Source organism: Nostoc sp. (assembly GCF_036917235.1).
Taxonomy (GTDB): Bacteria; Cyanobacteriota; Cyanobacteriia; order Cyanobacteriales; family Nostocaceae; genus Nostoc.
This window is the reverse complement of sequence record NZ_JBALDU010000030.1, coordinates 1-17,708: the sequence shown is the minus strand read 5'-3', so window position 1 is coordinate 17,708 and position 17,708 is coordinate 1. Positions and strand designations below refer to the sequence as shown.

17 protein-coding genes are annotated in these 17,708 nt (G+C 42.4%); 9 read left to right on the top strand and 8 right to left on the bottom strand.

Features of this window, described 5'->3' with window-relative positions:
- Nucleotides 1-157: 157 nt before the first annotated feature.
- The 4 genes from V7K44_RS09520 (at nt 158) to V7K44_RS09505 (ending at nt 4,378) form a co-directional block, all read left to right on the top strand.
- Nucleotides 158-1,528 carry a serine/threonine-protein kinase gene (locus V7K44_RS09520; RefSeq protein WP_334930863.1) on the top strand — a complete coding sequence of 457 codons (1,371 nt, stop codon included), beginning with the start codon at nt 158-160 and terminating at the stop codon, nt 1,526-1,528.
- 72 nt (nt 1,529-1,600) lie between these two features.
- Complete coding sequence (locus tag V7K44_RS09515) at nt 1,601-3,061, top strand: ABC transporter substrate-binding protein (RefSeq protein ID WP_334930861.1); 1,461 nt, start codon at nt 1,601-1,603, stop codon at nt 3,059-3,061.
- Between the two features lie 93 nt (nt 3,062-3,154).
- Nucleotides 3,155-3,292, top strand: a complete 138-nt coding sequence (locus tag V7K44_RS09510) for a hypothetical protein (protein ID WP_334930859.1) — start codon at nt 3,155-3,157, stop codon at nt 3,290-3,292.
- A gap of 33 nt (nt 3,293-3,325) precedes the next feature.
- The gene (locus V7K44_RS09505; protein WP_334930857.1) at nt 3,326-4,378 is read left to right on the top strand and encodes a hemerythrin domain-containing protein; all 1,053 of its coding nucleotides are present in this window, start codon (nt 3,326-3,328) and stop codon (nt 4,376-4,378) included.
- Between the two features lie 82 nt (nt 4,379-4,460).
- On the opposite strand, the gene V7K44_RS09500 is transcribed toward V7K44_RS09505, so the two are convergent.
- From V7K44_RS09500 to V7K44_RS09475, 6 genes are all read right to left on the bottom strand, one after another.
- The gene (locus tag V7K44_RS09500; RefSeq protein WP_334930855.1) at nt 4,461-5,645 is read right to left on the bottom strand and encodes a M20 family metallopeptidase; all 1,185 of its coding nucleotides are present in this window, start codon (nt 5,643-5,645) and stop codon (nt 4,461-4,463) included.
- Nucleotides 5,646-5,827: 182 nt separating this feature from the next.
- The gene (locus V7K44_RS09495; RefSeq protein ID WP_334930853.1) at nt 5,828-6,391 is read right to left on the bottom strand and encodes a pentapeptide repeat-containing protein; all 564 of its coding nucleotides are present in this window, start codon (nt 6,389-6,391) and stop codon (nt 5,828-5,830) included.
- 353 nt (nt 6,392-6,744) lie between these two features.
- Complete coding sequence (locus V7K44_RS09490; protein ID WP_334930851.1) at nt 6,745-8,505, bottom strand: serine/threonine protein kinase; 1,761 nt, start codon at nt 8,503-8,505, stop codon at nt 6,745-6,747.
- A gap of 242 nt (nt 8,506-8,747) precedes the next feature.
- Nucleotides 8,748-8,936: a 30S ribosomal protein S21 gene (rpsU, locus tag V7K44_RS09485; protein WP_012407716.1), complete on the bottom strand. Its 189-nt coding sequence runs from the start codon at nt 8,934-8,936 to the stop codon at nt 8,748-8,750.
- Nucleotides 8,937-9,052: 116 nt separating this feature from the next.
- Nucleotides 9,053-9,391 (bottom strand): RNA recognition motif domain-containing protein, encoded by a 339-nt coding sequence (locus tag V7K44_RS09480; protein WP_334930849.1) that lies wholly within the window; start codon nt 9,389-9,391, stop codon nt 9,053-9,055.
- A gap of 409 nt (nt 9,392-9,800) precedes the next feature.
- Nucleotides 9,801-10,229 (bottom strand): hypothetical protein, encoded by a 429-nt coding sequence (locus tag V7K44_RS09475; RefSeq protein WP_334930847.1) that lies wholly within the window; start codon nt 10,227-10,229, stop codon nt 9,801-9,803.
- Between the two features lie 371 nt (nt 10,230-10,600).
- On the opposite strand from V7K44_RS09475, the gene V7K44_RS09470 reads away from it, so the two are divergent.
- Entirely contained in the window at nt 10,601-10,783 is a 183-nt protein-coding gene (locus tag V7K44_RS09470; RefSeq protein WP_322675236.1) for a CsbD family protein, read from the top strand.
- 148 nt (nt 10,784-10,931) lie between these two features.
- Here V7K44_RS09470 and V7K44_RS09465 read toward each other — a convergent pair whose 3' ends face one another.
- Nucleotides 10,932-11,087 carry a hypothetical protein gene (locus V7K44_RS09465; RefSeq protein WP_334930844.1) on the bottom strand — a complete coding sequence of 52 codons (156 nt, stop codon included), beginning with the start codon at nt 11,085-11,087 and terminating at the stop codon, nt 10,932-10,934.
- 332 nt (nt 11,088-11,419) lie between these two features.
- On the opposite strand from V7K44_RS09465, the gene V7K44_RS09460 reads away from it, so the two are divergent.
- The 3 genes from V7K44_RS09460 (at nt 11,420) to V7K44_RS09450 (ending at nt 12,459) form a co-directional block, all read left to right on the top strand.
- Entirely contained in the window at nt 11,420-11,557 is a 138-nt protein-coding gene (locus V7K44_RS09460) for a hypothetical protein (protein WP_334930842.1), read from the top strand.
- 9 nt (nt 11,558-11,566) lie between these two features.
- Nucleotides 11,567-11,731 carry a hypothetical protein gene (locus tag V7K44_RS09455; protein WP_334930840.1) on the top strand — a complete coding sequence of 55 codons (165 nt, stop codon included), beginning with the start codon at nt 11,567-11,569 and terminating at the stop codon, nt 11,729-11,731.
- A 539-nt stretch (nt 11,732-12,270) separates the two neighbouring features.
- Nucleotides 12,271-12,459, top strand: coding sequence for a hypothetical protein (locus V7K44_RS09450; RefSeq protein WP_334930838.1), 189 nt, complete (start codon nt 12,271-12,273; stop codon nt 12,457-12,459).
- Between the two features lie 94 nt (nt 12,460-12,553).
- On the opposite strand, the gene V7K44_RS09445 is transcribed toward V7K44_RS09450, so the two are convergent.
- A complete protein-coding gene (locus tag V7K44_RS09445; protein ID WP_334930837.1) occupies nt 12,554-12,751 on the bottom strand; it encodes a hypothetical protein in 198 nt (65 codons plus the stop codon).
- Nucleotides 12,752-13,075: 324 nt separating this feature from the next.
- Between V7K44_RS09445 and V7K44_RS09440 the strand changes: the two genes are divergently transcribed.
- Nucleotides 13,076-17,311, top strand: coding sequence for a chemotaxis protein CheB (locus V7K44_RS09440; protein WP_334930835.1), 4,236 nt, complete (start codon nt 13,076-13,078; stop codon nt 17,309-17,311).
- Nucleotides 17,312-17,708: the final 397 nt, after the last annotated feature.

Sequence of the window (17,708 nt, the reverse complement as noted above, 5' to 3'; positions counted from 1 at the left end):
CAATGTAGAGCGGGGTTAATTGTTTAAGAGAGTAAGAAGCGATGTGTACGACGGGCTATTCGGCGTCGCCATTGTCTATGTAGAGACTTTACAATGTAATGCTTCTAGGGAATGTAAGGTATATTCTAAAAACTAATAAAATGACAGCGATAATTATATGGTCTGCTGCCTAAATCCTAATTGCGAGAATCCCCAAAATCCTGACGGGGCAAATTTCTGCCTCAGTTGCGGCACAGAGTTGGTATCACTTTTGAGAAATCGTTACCGAATCATCTCGCCATTAGGGAGAGGAGGGTTTGCACGCACATATATCGCCGAAGATATAGACAAGCTCAATGAACGATGTGTTGTTAAGCAATTGGTTCTAAGTCAATTTTATGGCAGTCAGGGTAGTCAGGCACATAAAAAAGCGACTGAGTTGTTTGAACGCGAAGCCAAACGCCTCAAAGAACTAGGAGAACATCTCCAAATCCCCAATTTGTATGCATATTTTAAGGAAGCTGAATATCTTTATCTAGTGCAGCAGTTTATCGAAGGGCAAAATCTGTTGCAAGAGTTAAAACAACAAGGAGTTTTTAATGAAGCCAAGATTCGAGATTTTTTAAAAGATTTATTATCTGTATTGGTAGACATACATCAACAACAAGTAATTCATCGAGATATTAAGCCAGAAAATATTATTCGCCGTCAAAATGATGGAAAATTAGTACTAATTGATTTTGGGGTGGCAAAGCAGAAAACGGAACCTACAAATACTGCGATAGGGACAATTATAGGTTCATTAGGTTACGCACCGATTGAGCAAATGCAAGCGGGTAAAGTTTTTCCTTCCAGTGATATTTACAGTTTAGGAATAACTTGCTTTCATCTGCTGACTAATATCTCTCCTTCGAGTTTGTGGATGAAACAAGGCTATGGTTGGACTTCTAGTTGGCGGCGGCATTTAACGCAACCCATAAGTCAAGAATTAGAGATGATTCTTAATAAGTCACTACAAGAAAATCACGAACAGCGTTATCAATCTGCACAGGCTGTCTTACAAGACTTGAAGAAGTTGCCACCGCTAAGGTATACATCGGCTCCTACAGTTATTCCACCTACTCTGCGGTCGAGATCGCAACCACAAAATCAACATCAATCAACTCGATATCTACCACAATTATCTAACAGTAGATTATTGTCTGGAGCAATAATAGCTGGATCTGGTAGTTCATTTTTAGCGATCGCACTTATAAGTTTCCTCGGAACTACTTGGATTAGCTCTGCATTGTGGTTACTAATTTTAGGAGGATTAGTCTTTATTCAATCTCGCCCACTTCTGGACAAAGCTTATTTAATTCTTATTGCTATCGTCGCAAATTTACTCGTTGTCTTTACTTTCAGAAATCTCCTAACCAATAATCTTTTCAAAGCTGGTTTAAATGGCCTGCTGCTCGTAGGATTGCTAGTTATTCTGGCAGGTTTATTTACAGTTATTATTGTCGGTGTGTCTGAAATAATCAATAAACTTATTTCTAAATATCTTTAATTTTTTGGTTTTGTTCAATTTTCATAAATCTCTTTATTACAGATAAATTTTGTAAAATCTTGGTAATTATTCATGACAAATAAAAAAGAAAACTTGAGACTGCTTATTTCACTTGGTATAGCTGGGGTAATGGTAGGAGCTATTTTATGGCTAATTAGCAAAGTTTCTTCTACTATCGTAACAACATCAAACCCCACACAAACTTCATCTTCATTTACAAATAAGTCGTCATTAATGAATTTGGGTACAAGGATTTTGGTGAAAGTGCAAACATCTCCTGAAAAAACAGATGGAGTTAAAGCTTTTGCTGAGAAAGATTTCAGTACTGCCGTTAAAAAATTTACTGATTCTCTGAAAAATAATCGCAATGATCCAGAAACTTTAATTTATTTAAACAATGCCAAAATAGAACGGGATAATTCGTCAGCAATAAAAGTTGCGATCGTCGCACCAATTAGCTTCGATCCTAGTTTAGCAGAAGAAATTTTACGCGGTGTAGCTCAAGCTCAAAATGAAGTTAATACCCAAGGAGGAATTAATGGTAAAAAATTGCAAATTGTAATTGCAAGTGCTGATAATAGAGAAGATTCTACACGGCTAGATAATGAATTAGCTCAAGATAAAAGCCTTGTAGCCGCCGTGGGTGTTAGACGTAAAGCAGAAATATATAAAGAGAAAGGTTTGGTTTTAGTCTTACCCGTCGAGCTACCAAATCAAGCAGAAAATCCTGAAAAATTAAATAATAATACAATAAATAGTCAGCCTAATAGTTCCACAACTAACTACTTGTTTCATGTAAATCCGTTATATGATAATTTAGTAGATACTCATTCTCGCTACATTGCTCGACAAGCAAGAAATGTTGCTATTTGTGGCGATGTTCGTAGTTCAAGAGATAATTCCACCTCTTCATCAAATCAGATACTTGTAGAACAGTACACTCAAGCTATCAAAAAATATGGCAGCAACGTTATTAGTACGCCTTGCAATTTAGCCGATAAGAATTTTGACCCTAGAGCTTTTGTGGATAAAGCCATAGAAACAGAAAATGCAAGTGGCTTTTTACTAATGCCTTCAATCAGAAATATATACTTTGCCACCAAGGTAGCACAAGAGGTTAAAGGTAGAAAGCCACTGTTTGCTTCTGAAACTATGTACAGTGCAACAACCTTACAAAATGGCAAGGATCTCGAAGGAATGGTATTACCTGTGTATTGGCATCGTGATGCTAATAAAGATAACCCATTTGCAAAAAATGCCTTTCAGCTTTGGAATGCTCAAGTAAATCAGAGAACGGCAGGAGCTTATGATGCACTCCAAGCAATTATTGCTGGATTAAAAGAAGACAGTACCCGCGAAGGATTACAAAGGGCATTGTCTAATCCCACTTTTTCAACATCTGGAGCAACCGGAATGATTCAGTTTTCGTCCTCCGGGGAGCGTCAAGGAGAAGCAATGCTTGTCAAAATTGAGCGTTGTGAGTCTTGTTCTAGTGGGACTGGTTACGATTTTGCCCTCTTGAATAAGAAGTAGTTTTTTTGGTGTTAATTTTCATTCTAAAGATATAGATTGCTTTCAAACTGGTAATCTATTCAATTTTAATGTAATAGTAAACTGCTTGATTTGATGGCAATCAAAAATAGAAGCGATCGCTTCTATTTTTTTGTAACGAAAAGTTTTATTTCTCTACCCATAGTTGTGAGAGCGATCGCTCAAAAGAAAGATGGAATCTCCCTAACCTCTGTGTCAAGGTTATATCAGTAAGAATTATGAACACTTTGCCGACGGAGAACACAGATGGTAACTACTTTAGATGATACGAAACGCAATGCTATTGCCGTAAAACTTGCAAGTCTTAAAGCTCTCCAACAGTTGGTCATCGAAAATGAACAATCGCTTTTGACGCAAGGGCTTGATGCTGAGATTGCCGATCGCATCCGAAATTTCATAAATGACGATGAAAAAAACCTTGGTATTTTAGAAACCGTAATTGGTCAATATGGGATTCAGGCTGAACCCAAAAAAACTATTACACAATTCATTGAAAAAGCTCGCGAATTGTTCAAAGGTTCTGAGTTGAGCCTGTATGAGAAAGTCTCTCAGCATGAATTGCTGAAACATCAAATAGTAATGAGTGGCTTGATAGTTCACAAAGCTGCTCAAAAAGTTGGCGCTGATGTGTTGCTAGCAATTGGGCCTTTGAATACTATTAACTTTGAGAACCGCGCTCACCAAGAGCAACTCAAAGGCATTCTGGAAATTCTGGGTGTCCGCGAACTCACTGGACAAGATGCAGATCAAGGAATTTGGGCACGTGTTCAAGACGCTATGGCCGCAGTCAGTGGTGTGGTAGGTAGTGCTGTCACCCAAAACAGCGACAAAAAGGATCTAAATATCCAAGATGTCATCCGCCTCGATCACAACAAGGTAAATACCCTGTTCACCGAACTACTACAAAGCAACGATCCACAAAAGATCCAAGAGTACTTTGGTCAAATTTATAAGGATCTAACTGCTCACGCCGAAGCTGAAGAGGAAGTAGTATATCCAAGAGTACGTTCTTTCTACGGTCAAGATAACACTCAAGAACTTTTTGACGAGCAAGCTCATGTGAAGCAGGCATTAGAGGAAATCAAGGCTATTAGCCCATCTTCACCTCAATTCAAAGATAAAGCCAAACAGCTGTTGGATGAACTTGGCGATCATATTCGTCAAGAAGAAAGCACACTATTCGCTGCCATTCGCAATAACTTGAGTACTGAGCAAACTGAGCAATGGGCTACTGAATTCAAAGCCGCTAAGACTCGAATTCAAGAGAAATTGGGCGTTGTTAGCGAGTCGAATGTATAGAATGCTTTTGAACTTTCTATATCCGCTAAAAAAAAGTTAGTTAAACAAAGACTCCCAGTGCTTATCTGCTGGGAGTTTTTGTTTACGAATTTTGCTGACAGTATTTATAAGCTGTGTATGCCATAGTTACAACCCCAGTGATAATGGCAGATTCATCGACTTCAAATTGGGGATGGTGTAAAGGGTGATTAACGATTCTTTCTTTGTAGCCGACACCCAAGCGAAACATAGAACCAGGGACGTGTTCCAAATACATCGAAAAATCTTCAGCACCAAGGGAAGGTTCGGGTAAGACTTGAACGCGATCGCTACTCCAAGCTTCTTCTGCTGCTGACTGTAACAATTGCGTCAGGGCGTAATCATTTTGGACGCTGGGTACACCTTGGCGATAATGGACTTGATATTTAGCTCCGTAGGTATGGCAAACATTAGATACAATATTTTCAATCCAGTTCGGCAGCTGGGCGCGGGTTTCGGGATGAAGCGATCGCACGGTTCCCAATAACTGCACTTTATCCGCAATTATATTCGGCGCTCTGCCACCATTAATCTTCCCGATACTCAGTACTACAGGACGCAAAGGATTTTGTGTCCGGCTGATGGCTTGTTGCATTGCAGTAATCACTTGGCAAGCAATCCAAATCGCATCAATCGCCTCATGGGGACGCGCCCCGTGCCCAGATTCTCCCATAATCTGAATCTCTAAATCATCAGCGGCGGCTGTCAAAGCCCCGTAACGCACACCAATAGAACCTGCGGGTATAGAAGGGAAAACATGAACGCCTAATAAAGCTGAGACATTTTCCATCGCTCCATCTTTCACCATCCAGCTTGCCCCTTGAGCAATTTCTTCAGCTGGCTGAAATAAAAACCGCACTTTCCCACCCAACTCCTCTGCCATTTGGGACAGTACCATCGCTGTTCCTAACCCCACAGTGGTATGGACATCGTGACCGCAAGCGTGCATAATCCCATCTGCACGAGAGGCATATTCTAAATTAGTACCCTCTTGAATTGGCAAGGCATCCATATCAGTGCGAATTGCCAATAAACGGTCATTTTGGCTAGTGCCTTGGAGTTCTCCAATAACTCCCGTTTTGCCAACTCCCTCTTGTACGTGCAGTCCACTGGAAGACAAAACACCAGCTACAAAAGCTGCTGTTTGGTACTCCTGACCGCTGAGTTCTGGGTGAGAGTGGATGTGGCGGCGAATTTCAATTAAGCGAGGCGCTAGTTTTGCTGCTAAGTCTTTTATATGGGTAAGCATCGATTCAATTAATCTATAGGCTTTTTTCCCATGATAAAGAACTGTTAACAAACAAAATGCTTTTGCTATACAAGGATAGTGGTTGAAGGAGGCAGGAGGCAGGGGAGCAGGGGAGAAGTTGCAGTAAGTTTTTCCCCTCTGCCCCTTGTGCCCCTTGTGCCCCTTGTGCCCCATACGCCAGCTTATTTTGAGTAGCAGGTTGTGCCTAGAGTATTTTCAGGTTTGTACTCGTTACATTCTCTGGGATTTTGACGCTCTAACGACCAGCCATAAGGTTTGTCGGAGGTGACAACACCATTATTTAAAGTTGTTAATCGGTAGTTAGCACCCCGAAAATTAGTAAATTGCAATTTGGCATCTTTTAAGTTTGCTGCTTCTAAATTGGCACTGATGAAGCCGGCGAAAGACAGATCGGCATTTTCCAGGGATGCTGATTTTAAATTTGCTCCTGTTAAAGAAGCACCATTGAGATTCGCCGAATTTAAAACCGCACCTTCTAAATTTGCACCGGTGAGATCGGCATTTGTGAGATTAGCTTGAGATAATGTAGCTGCGCTCAAGTCAGCCCCTCGCAAATTTGCTCCAGTTAGATTCAGCTTACTTAGGTCAGCGCCACTCAAATTACACCGAGGACAGGCACTTGTTGCCTTCAACTGATCCAAGTCTAGCTGATTTAACGCAAGAGCTTGCTCTGCAAACCCTAAACAAGCTAACAGGGAGACGGTGGCAACAATCTTAAATTTCATACTTTTTACTGATATTTACAAAAATGACAAGTTACGAACATTACGTACTGTCATCCTTACATATACTGCTTCTCTAAGGAAGTACAGGGATGAAGCATTGATTAAGAAGCTGTAAAAATACCATAAATTCTCATAGTAAGACTACTCAAACTGAAATATAGGCTATAGAATCAAATCGTAAGGAACTATACCGAACCAATTATAGACTACCAAATATGTGATCCCCCTAGCTCGATAAAAATACGACTAGGGGGATCTTGTTTTTAGGCATTGGAGAATGGGGCATTGGAAATGGGGCATTGGTTATTAATTCTTCCCCTGCTCCCCTCCCTGCCCCCTGCCCCCTGCCTTCTTCATCGCCATCCCAAAAGGCGCAATCCAGGGACAATTAGGTAGTAACTCACTCCTAACCAGAAGCTGATAAAGAAGCCTACAGAGCCAAAAAAAGTCAGAGGCAAGTATAACTCTGACCAAGCTGGTTGACTGGTAAATTGGAAAATTGAAGGTGCTAACTTCAAAAGAATTAAAACGGCATAGGCGATCGCACTCCCAAAAGCAGCGAACACGGCGTACACTACATGATGGCTGCGAAGTCCTAAACTCAAGGTGAGTAGGCAAACTGCCACTAAAATCACTGCCATTAAGCCCTCGCCGCTATCTTTTGGGGTGATTAATTGCAAAATTAACCAGCCGAAGCCATAGCTAATTATGCCCATCAGGGAAGCCACTAAAAACCGCCGCCGTTGACCAAAACACCCAGATACTGTCAGTCCCCATGCGGTTCCCCAGCCTGCGGCGACGAACACCAAAATATCTGCCCCGAAGACGGGTTGAGTATTTGGTACTAATTGATTTAGCTGACTCCCAATCAATTCCACAATCTGAGGCCCCAAGCTGGTGCGATAGGCCAAAATAAAACCAGCGATCGCACCAAAACAAGCGCCGATAGTACTCAAGATCATCGCCCAAATTGTCGCCAAACAAGCTTGGAAAATTTTGACGATTGTCTGAGCGATAAAAATAACGGTTTTGGTAACAGCTTGGCTAAAGTTAGCTAAAACTTGTTCAATAGCTTGTGTTATCAGTGTAAATCTCTGGGAAACTTGCGTTGAGGCAAGTTTTATCTTGTCTTGCAGTTGAGCAAATAACCCTGGTGGCGGTAATGGTTGAGAAATCTTCGCCAAACGTTTTTGAATTATAGCTGCATTTGCGGGACGCGATCGCACATCCTCCTGCACCATCTCATCCAGCAAATCTGCTAGTTGCGGGTTGACATTTACCGTAGTTCGCCAGCGCAATTTACCCGTTTGCTGATCTTCCAACTCTAGCGGGTATTTGCCTGTTAGTAGTTCGATCACCGTTCGACCAAGAGCATAAAAATCGGCACTTGGCCCAACAATACCTCCAGTCACTTGTTCTGGTGGACTGTAGCCAGAAGAAAATAATCGTGTGGAACTAGACTTAGAACGCAGCTTAGAGGCGCTAAATTGTTTCGCTCCGCCAAAATCAATTAACACTAAGCGATCGCCCTCTGCTTGCCCTGGAGACGGGGTTACAGATGGCAAAGAAGTGCCCAGCATTAAATTAGAAGGTTTGATATCCCGGTGAAGAATCTGACGTTTGTGTAATTCTTGTAAAATCTGCACAGCTTGGGCAAACCAGTTTAAAACCAAACTCTCTGGACACCCTTGGGGAAACTTTTTTAATATCTCCTCTAAAGTCCGTCCATTGATTTTTTCCATTACCAGACAAGGCAGTTGGTGGGGTTTGGGGTTAAACAGTTGTACCTGAAAATACCCTTCGGCATCGACTTTGGGGACACCCGGATGGTGCAAATTAGATAAAACCGCCGCTTCTTGGGTAAATAATTCCAGTGCCTTGGGCGAATCTTCTACCAATACTTTTAATACTTTCTCTGTTTGAGTTGTTTCATCCCAAACTGTGTAGATTTGAGCAAATCCTCCCGATCCCAAGGGCTGAAGTGGAACATAGCGGTCTAACAACTCTAGCGGTGCGCCACAGCTGTTGCAAAATTTGTTTCCCCAAGGCTGAGGATAAGGACGTTGACAATCAGGATTTATGCAGTGAACCGCACTCTGAGTGATGTGGGACACAACCGCTACAATACAAAGGCTGACTTGATTTTAGCGTTTCTTTAGGTTTCCTGATTTTAAAATAGACAAAAGAAAAACCCTCATAGAATCTATGAGGGAATTCATTCATATTTACAGCGGATTTCCAGGAAGGTTAAGTACACAAGCTAAGTCTCAAAGCAAGGTATAAAACCTGTTTGACTCCTGTTAGCGCAGCGGGGCGTAGCCCATTCTGACTCCTGAATTCTGCTGTATCTCAGCCCTTAGTTACGAAAACTTCTCTTGCTTTGTCTGTGCTTGGCAACTTCTTTGCGCTTGCGTTTTTCTAAGGGTGTTTCAAAATGACGATGCTTTCTCATGTCTGGGAAAATTCCCGCCTTGGAAACTTCTCGTTTAAATCGTCGTAAGGCTGATTCAATGTGTTCATTGTCACCTACAATTACTTGGGTCATTATTTCTCCTACTAAGTTGACTTCATCAATGGCTATGCAGGCGGTAACATTACAAAAAAAAGACAGACTCTTGTTTGTCTGACCTTAAGACTCTTGGTAAGTTTTTGTTTCCAAGGTTAGTATCGTCCGCCACCGCCACCGCCACCGCCACCGCCGCGGTTGCCGTATCCTCCTCTGTTACCACCACCAAAGGAACCTCTATCACCTCTGTCTTCCTTGGGTTTAGCCTTATTCACTTTCAGGTCACGACCCATCCACTCAGCACCGTCAAGAGCTTCAATGGCAGCAGTTTCTTCAGCTTCAGTTCCCATTTCCACAAAAGCAAAGCCGCGCGGACGACCTGTTTCACGGTCAGTAGGTACTTGAACGCGCTTTACAGTACCATATTCTGCAAAAATACCACTTAAATCTTCTTGTGTAACATCATAAGAGAGGTTACCTACATAAATTGACATCGATTCTCTCCAAAATCATCACTGTGTAGAGATTTTAATTTCTCTCAGAAGTCTGTAAATACTAAAAGGAAAAAGCCTTTCAATACTAAAACCAAAGACATCACTGAATTAACTCTCATAAATCTAGGATGACATACGAGCCAACTCTTTGCACCCAGTAGATAGTTAACTAGTGATGCGATCGCACCTAAGCCATCGCCCGCCCCTACATACCCTAAGTACAATCCACCGCAAAAAGGGGTTGGAAATGGAATAAGATAAATTCTGTAGGGTGATATAGAAAATCAGACATACAGGGGCGCATCTTTAATATCGGAATTGAACGTTTGACTGGATTCACCATGAAGTATTACTTCAAAATTTTAATACGAAAGGCAGAGTCAGGCAACAAATATAAAACTATTGTGACTTATACTCTTTTGGAGAACCCGCCATCAAACCAACTGCGATGCTTACCGCAGCAAGCATCGCGAGTCTTTTTCTTTGGGGCTAGAGTTCCGAGTCGGTTAGCGCTGGCAAGGACCCGTTCTGGAGAAGGTGAGGCTTCTACTGCATGGATATAGTAATGATTAGCTCCGGCATGATTCGGGTTACGTTTGAGAACTGATTCTAAAACAGCCACAATTTCTTCTGTATCTGGCTGTGGCTTACCATCTTTTGTCCAATGCTGCCAAGGATGCAGATCCATCAGGCTTTCAGCATAAAATGTCGCTGCATCCAAATCATCAGGATAGCGCTTGACTAGGTTTCCCATTGCTTTGGCGTAATCTACCGCTAGTTGATACAAATCAGCATCGGCATCTGAGAGTAACGTTTTGCTAAGAACGAAACCCAACATTTGCAGGACTTTGTTGGGTTGCTTGGTGACAACGTTTTGCCCTCACCCCCAAAAGAGCGCTGTATTTACCATATCCAGTGGTAATAAGCCAAGTTGCGGTTTACGATCGTGGCTGTCTACCTGAAGTTATAAATTATCTTGTCTTAAGACTGAACAATATAATGGTATCTTTCTCTCTTTTGAATATTAGTTGAATTCTCAAGATGAATTTAACCATTAAATAGTTATGTACAATGGATACAAATATTTGTTATAAAAACATCGTCAGATAGAAGAATCAAAAGTTATTTAAAAGTAATCTATAGATATTGCAACGCTTTTCAAGCACGCAATAACTAATGACTACGCAACATACTTTAGGAACAAAAAATATGAGTATCGAAGATAAAGCAAAAGCTTTCGCTAAAAACGTCGAAGGTAAAGTACAAGAGGCAATTGGCGAAGTAACTGGCGATCCTAAAGATAAAGCTGAAGGTAAAGCTAAACAAGCTGAAGCCCAAGTTCGTCACACCACTGAAAATATCAAAGATGAAGTTAAAAAGACTTTAGATTAGTACAGCGCAATCGAGGTTTTCCTCGCTGTAACAAGTTGCTCAAGTAAGTAGATTTTGACGGGAATGTAATAGGTGAAAGTTTATTTAGGAAGAAGGTTTAAGTTAAATAATTATTTACTGAACCTTCTCCCTTTATTAACTCTGTTTTTTACCTAAGATTTTCAAGTATTTTGACAATAGCGATCGCCATAATACCAGTAACATATTTGACCGTTTTTAGCCCAAAAATACGGAATTTATCACCACACAAGTGAATCGTTGGTGCAACATGGGTTGAAATGTCTTCAGTCTTGATTACGTACAAATATGCCGCATTACCACGCCGATCGTAGTGTAATTTTTTCTCTGTTCATTGGAATAACTTATTTTTTATGTCAGAAAATTTGTTCCTTAAAATATACATATTAGATAAAATATACGTTATTAAAACATCTATTCAAACATAAACTCTAACAATAAGATGTTATCGTCAATAGTAATAATAAAATTGTCTTTAATAGGTCAAATAAATAATTGATGCTGCAATAAAATTTAGTGTCTTTAGGGTAGTAATCGCTGTAATGAAAGCTGGTAAGAGAGTAGAGATTTTCAAAGGTAATAACCCGCTCACCATTTTTGTGCAGGGCGACCACATCAGTGCAAGCAGCATTTTTAGGAGAAGCTCTGGAAATATTTGTGCAATGGCAACCTGATGTCCTCTTGAATGGTATTTCCACGCCAAAGGAGGATGGCTATGCTCTGATTCACCAAGTGAGAACACTTACGGGAGAGTGAGGGAAAGTAGTGCCAGCGATCGCTCTGACAAGCACTGTAACAGAAGATATGTATCAACACGCTCTTTTAGCTGGGTTTAGTCTATGCTTTGCTAAACCCGTAGTTGTTGATAATTTTGTTGCTGTACTTGGCATTTTAGCAATTGCTAATAATCCTCATCCTCATGCGAACTAGCTTTAATTAATGTCTTAGATATAGTAATTTAAGTTTTGAGAATTAAGAGGTTGTTTGAAAAGTATTTCGCTGTGAATTTAGGCACTTTTGATCCCCCCTAACCCACGCCAGTCGCTCATGGGGGAAACCCCCAGACGCTCGCGCACTCGCTAACGCTGCGCTATCGCCCTTGGCGTCTCCCCTTGGGAGAAGACCGCGCTGGCTCCCCTTAAAAAGGGGGGAACCGGAATCAAAGTCCCCCAATTTATCGGGGGATTTAGGGGGATCTAAAAGTTTTGATACCAACAAGAGGACTTTTCAAACATCCTCTAATACTATGGATCATTTATCGATAAGGATAAATATTTTTCAAGTACTACTAATTAACTTGATAAACGATAGGATTAATCTCAGGATTTATCATATCAATGACTTAACTCAATTAGTTTTGCTTTTGAGTAGCGGAATTATTGGGGTTGGATTTATTCTAGCTTCTTACTTCTTGGCAGTGACTTGGATTTAGAGGATGTCTGAAAAGTTTTTTCGTATACACCTAAACCTTGGAGATCCCCCTAAACCTGGATTTCTCACCGATGCTCAAAGCCTATGCTTGTGCAGGGGAGCAGGGGAGCAGGGGTGCAGCACTTCTCTACGAGACGCTGCGCGAACGGCTACGCTCAGTGACCGGGGAGCAGGGGAGAGTTATTGTACAAGTTCTTTCCCCTCTGCCCCTTCCCTCAAGCTTGTGAGAAATGCGGGTAAATCCCCCGCCCCCGATAAATTGGGGGACTTTAAGACTCTTATTCCCCCCTTTTTTAAGGCTACAGTGTACACACAAGTCTTTTAAAGTTGCTGCGGAACGTAGGGTGAGTTAATTTTTGTAGGTCGATGCAACAAAGGTGCGAGTCGATACAACAAAGGTGCAGAGCGATACAACAAAAGTGCAGGGCGATGCAACAAAGGTGCAGGGCGATGCAACAAAGGTGCGAGTCGATACAACAAAAGTGCAGGGCGATGCAACAAAGGTGCAGGGCGATGCATCAAAGGTGCAGATCAAGAGACTTGTGTGTAGACCGTAGCTTTTTTAAGGAGGGTTAGGGGGATCAAGAAATATTTAATACTTCTCAGACATCCTTTTAGGTGAATTATGGTAATAAATTTACCATAGCCGTTGGTTTCGACTTCTCTGCGAGACGCTACGCGTAGCTTGCTTCCCCGCAGGGGTACGCTCAACTAACTGAGTAGTTGAGAGTTGAGCGAACTTGTACTGAGCGAAGTCAAAGTAATCGAAACTCGTCAACATAGGTATTTTGTTCTAAAAAATCACCTTAGTTGCTAAACCATTGCAGTGCTAAACTTTATTTTATGACATCCGAGCAACCTTCTGAGCAACCTGTATCTGAATCTACCGCTAATGAAGCGTTCGATATGAAGCAACAAGACATTGCAAATGCTTTATTTCCCATCGTTGGCATTGCCGCCTCTGCGGGTGGATTAGAGGCATTTACGCAAGTACTCAAACATTTGCTTGCTGATACAGGGATGGCATTTGTGCTGATTCAACACTTAGACCCTAACCACAAGAGTCTATTGAGCGAGATTCTGGGAAGAGAAACTCAAATGCCCGTCAATGAAGTGCAAGACGGCGTGACTGTAGAACCGAACCAGGTCTATGTTATTCCGCCTAACACTAAGATGATGCTGTCTAATGGAGTGTTGCAACTCACGCCGCGAGAGAAAATTCAGGGTAAATATATGCCTGCGGATGCGTTCTTCACTTCATTGGCAGCAGAGCGAGGGTACAAAGCGATCGCAGTGGTTCTATCTGGAGCGGATGGAGATGGTTCACTGGGGCTGAAGGCAATCAAGGAAGCCGGAGGGGTGACTTTTGCTCAGTGCGAAGACACGGCAAAATTCGATAGTATGCCCAATACTGCTGTAGCCAGTGGGAATGTCGATTTTATTCTGCCACCTCAACAAATTGCCGAGGAACTGGGAAACCTCAGTCGCAATCCTTTTATTTCTGACTCATTACCACCGATCGCAATTGAGAAGTTGCCCGAACTGGGAGATGCCCTGGTGACTATATTTATGTTATTGCGATCGCAAACTGGCGTTGACTTCAGCCACTACAAGCCCAACACCCTCGAGCGCCGAATCCAGCGCCGAATGCTGTTGTATAAACTAGAACGCTTGCAGGATTATGCCGAGTATTTGCAAAATAATCCGGGTGAAGTCAAGGCGCTCTATGAAGAAATTCTGATCCATGTAACCCATTTTTTCCGCGATCCCAAAGCATTTCAACTCTTGAAAGAGCGAGTCTTTCCTACCATCATCCAAAACAAATCAGCAAAGTCGCCGATTCGGATTTGGGTACCTGGGTGTTCGACGGGCGAAGAAGTGTATTCCATCGCCATCTCCTTGCTGGAGTTTTTGTCAGATAAAGTAACCTCGCCGCCGATCCAAATTTTTGCCACAGACATCAGTGAAATAGCGATTGACAAAGCGAGAATGGGCATTTATGCAGAGAATCAAATGGTGGAAGTCTCACCAGAGACCCGCCGCCGATTTTTTAATGTCCTTGAGGGCGGTGGATATCAAATTAACAAAGTTGTGCGCGAACTATGTGTGTTTGCTAGGCAAGACTTGGGCACCGATCCCCCTTTTTCTAACTTAGATTTAGTTAGCTGCCGGAATGTACTGATTTACTTAGACGAAACGTTGCAAAAACGGATATTGCCCATCTTTCATTACAGTCTTAACCCGACTGGCTTTTTGCTGCTAGGGACTTCAGAAAGCACAGGTAAATATTCGGACTTGTTTACTCTAGTTGACAAAAAGTATAAAATCTATAGCAAAAACGTAACTGTAATTCGTCCAACTTTTTCGTTCATTACCAGCAATTATCCGGTCGCAAAAATAGATGAATCAAAGGCTAGCAATGAGAATCCATCAGATGAGGTGGACTTAGAGAAAAAAGTTGACCAACTAATCTTGAATCACTATGCCCCAGTGGGTGTGACGATCAACGACAAGATGGAAGTAGTGCAATTTCGGGGAGAAATCGATTTATACCTCAAACTTGTACCTGGGAAACCGAGTCTTAACTTATTTAAAATGGTGCGCCCAGGCTTGCTCATTGACCTACGGGCGACAATTTATCAGGCACAACGGGAAAAAACTGTAGTTAGAAGAGAAAGGTTACGAATTGAAGAGGGCGATATTTCAAAAATCATCAATCTTGAAGTGATTCCATTCAAGCCTGGGGCTGACAAAGAACTCTACTTTCTGGTTTTATTTGAACAAGCGCCACTCACGGTTAACAACGTCAACACGCTAAATCCTGAAAGTTTATTAGAGCAGCTAGACTCAGAGCAAGAAATTGTTCGGCTCACGCTTGAACTTGCAACCGCCATCCAAGAGCGGTCTGCAACTGAAGAATATCTACAAGCGGTGATCCAAGAGCAGGAGCATATCAATCAAGACCTGAAAGTTGCCAATGAAGAAATCCTCTCCAGTAATGAAGAGTTGCAAAGCACCAATGAGGAGCTAGAAACTGCCAAAGAAGAGATTCAGGCAACCAACGAAGAACTCAACACAACCAATGAAGAACTTCGCTCTCGAAATCAAGAATTACACCAAATTAACAACGATCTTCCGAATTTGCTTGCCAGTATCAATATTCCCATTTTGATATTGACTTTGGACTTACGCATTCGACGTTTTACGCCAATGGCGCAGCGACTTTTCAATTTAATTCCCGCCGATGCTGGACGACCTTTGAGCGACATCAGAGCTAATCTCGATGTTGGTAACTTAGAAACTCTAATTTTGGAGGTACTTGACACACTCAGTATCAAAGAATTAGAAGTCCAAACTCTGGGGGGACATTGGTACAACCTCCGCATCCGTCCTTATCGCACTACAGAAAATAAGATTGACGGTGTAGTGTTGGTGTTAGTAGATATTGATGGTCTTAAACGCAGTGCCGCAACGTTAGAAGAAGCCCGGAATTACGCTGAAGCGATTGTGGAGACGGTACAAGTGCCGTTAATCGTCCTTGATTCTGATTTCCGGGTGAACAAAGCCAATCGCTCGTTTTATGAAACATTTCAGGTTTCACGATTTGAGACAGCCGAATCTCTGATTTTTGAACTAGGAAACGGTCAATGGAACCTACTCGGACTGCGATCGCTCTTAGAAAATATTCTTGACAACGATACCACTATTGAAAACTGGGAAGTAGAGCATAGTTTTGAGCGGATTGGCAAGAAAATTATGCTGCTCAATGGTTGGAAAATTATTCAACAGGGAGATGTCCAAAGGATTTTGCTGGCCATTGAAGATATTAGCGATCGCAAACAGTTCGAGTTAGAGCGATCTAATCTTCTAGCACAGGAGCAATCAGCCCGTCAACAGGCGGAAATTGCCAACCGAGCCAAAGATGAATTCCTGTCGAACCTCTCCCATGAACTTCGTAACCCGCTCAATACTATACTGGGCTGGGCGCAACTTTTCCGCACCCGCAATTTAGATTCTTCAGCACTCACTCGTGCCTGGGAAGTGGTGGAGCGGAGTGCTAAAGTGCAAGCTCAGTTAATCGATGATATGCTCGATATCTCCCGGATTACGAGTGGAAAGCTTCATTTAAACACTCGTCTAATCGATTTGGTTTCAGTCGTGGATGCCGCGATCGAGTCTATCGAATTTTCCGCAGAGGCGAAAAACATTGAAATTGTTTCAGACTTGAACTCGGCGACGGTTATCGGAGATTTCGATCGCTTACAGCAAGTTTTGTGGAATTTACTTTCTAACGCGATTAAGTTCACTCCAGCCGGTGGACGAGTGGGAGTTATGCTCGAAGCTGTATATACTCATGCTGAACTTCGAGTCTGCGACACAGGAATTGGTATCCGGGCAGACTTGCTGCCATACATTTTCGATCGCTTCCGCCAAGGAGATTCCAGCAGCACCAAAACAACTCAGGGACTTGGATTAGGCTTGTCAATCGTCCGTCATATTGTAGAACTTCATGGTGGAACAGTTCAAGCACAAAGTGCAGGCGAGGGACTAGGAACCACCATCCTCATCAGGCTGCCTCTGCGCTTAATGCCGCCGGAGATTACACCGCCAACTTATTTAGAGCCGAGCGTTTTGTCGGAGACTCTGGACATATTAGATGGTAAAAATCCACCCTTTACCCTTGAAGGGTTATGCATCTTGGCTGTAGACGATCAAAAGGATAGCCGCGACTTAATTAAGTGGATGTTAGAAGACTTTGGGGCTGAAGTAGTAGTTGTGACATCGGCAAGGGAAGCGATCGCTGCTTTAACTGAATCTCCTAGCAAATACGATCTGCTTCTAGCAGATATTGGGATGCCAGAGCAAGATGGTTTTTCCCTGATGCGTCAGGTGAGAGCGCTTGAACCTGAAGCTGGGGGACAAATTCCAGCAGCAGCAATCACTGCCTATGCCACCGAACAAGAGCGGCAAAAGGCAATTGATGCTGGTTTCCAAGTGCATCTAGCTAAACCGCTTGACCTGACTGAATTAGTATTGATGATTGCAAATTTGACTGAACGAGCTACAGATAATTCGTAATTCGTAATTCGTAATGACGCTCTCTACGAGACGCTAAGAGCGAACGAATATTCGCTAACGTAATTCGTCTGTGAGGCAATACTGTTCGGTTAAGGTGCATAGTCAGTCATTAGACCTCTTGCAAAAGTCCCTAACAACCCCACCCCCAACCCCTCCCCGCAAGCGGGGAGGGGAGACAAAGCGTAGCTTTGGCGGGGTGGGGTTCTTTCTTATTTTTGATTTATGCAAGAGGTCTATTCGAGATCCCCCTTAATCCCCCTTAAAAAGGGGGAAAATAAGGCGTTCTTAGCCCCCCTTTATAAGCAGGGCTGATTCATTCCACAAGGGCAAGAAGTTTGTCAATATCATTAGAGAGAAATCTTTGAGCAATTGTGATGGAAAGATGACCATTTCGACG

Excerpts from the sequence above, each read along its gene's own strand:
- V7K44_RS09515 (WP_334930861.1), top strand. The coding sequence starts at position 1,601 with ATGACAAATAAAAAAGAAAACTTGAGACTGCTTATTTCACTTGGTATA.
- V7K44_RS09480 (WP_334930849.1), bottom strand. The coding sequence starts at position 9,391 with ATGTCAATTTATGTAGGTAACCTCTCTTATGATGTTACACAAGAAGAT.
- V7K44_RS09495 (WP_334930853.1), bottom strand. The coding sequence starts at position 6,391 with ATGAAATTTAAGATTGTTGCCACCGTCTCCCTGTTAGCTTGTTTAGGG.
- V7K44_RS09440 (WP_334930835.1), top strand. The coding sequence starts at position 13,076 with ATGACATCCGAGCAACCTTCTGAGCAACCTGTATCTGAATCTACCGCT.
- V7K44_RS09475 (WP_334930847.1), bottom strand. The coding sequence starts at position 10,229 with ATGTTGGGTTTCGTTCTTAGCAAAACGTTACTCTCAGATGCCGATGCT.
- V7K44_RS09520 (WP_334930863.1), top strand. The coding sequence starts at position 158 with ATGGTCTGCTGCCTAAATCCTAATTGCGAGAATCCCCAAAATCCTGAC.
- V7K44_RS09445 (WP_334930837.1), bottom strand. The coding sequence starts at position 12,751 with ATGCATCGCCCTGCACCTTTGTTGCATCGCCCTGCACTTTTGTTGTAT.
- V7K44_RS09510 (WP_334930859.1), top strand. The coding sequence starts at position 3,155 with ATGGCAATCAAAAATAGAAGCGATCGCTTCTATTTTTTTGTAACGAAA.
- V7K44_RS09500 (WP_334930855.1), bottom strand. The coding sequence starts at position 5,645 with ATGCTTACCCATATAAAAGACTTAGCAGCAAAACTAGCGCCTCGCTTA.
- V7K44_RS09505 (WP_334930857.1), top strand. The coding sequence starts at position 3,326 with ATGGTAACTACTTTAGATGATACGAAACGCAATGCTATTGCCGTAAAA.
- V7K44_RS09470 (WP_322675236.1), top strand. The coding sequence starts at position 10,601 with ATGAGTATCGAAGATAAAGCAAAAGCTTTCGCTAAAAACGTCGAAGGT.
- rpsU (WP_012407716.1), bottom strand. The coding sequence starts at position 8,936 with ATGACCCAAGTAATTGTAGGTGACAATGAACACATTGAATCAGCCTTA.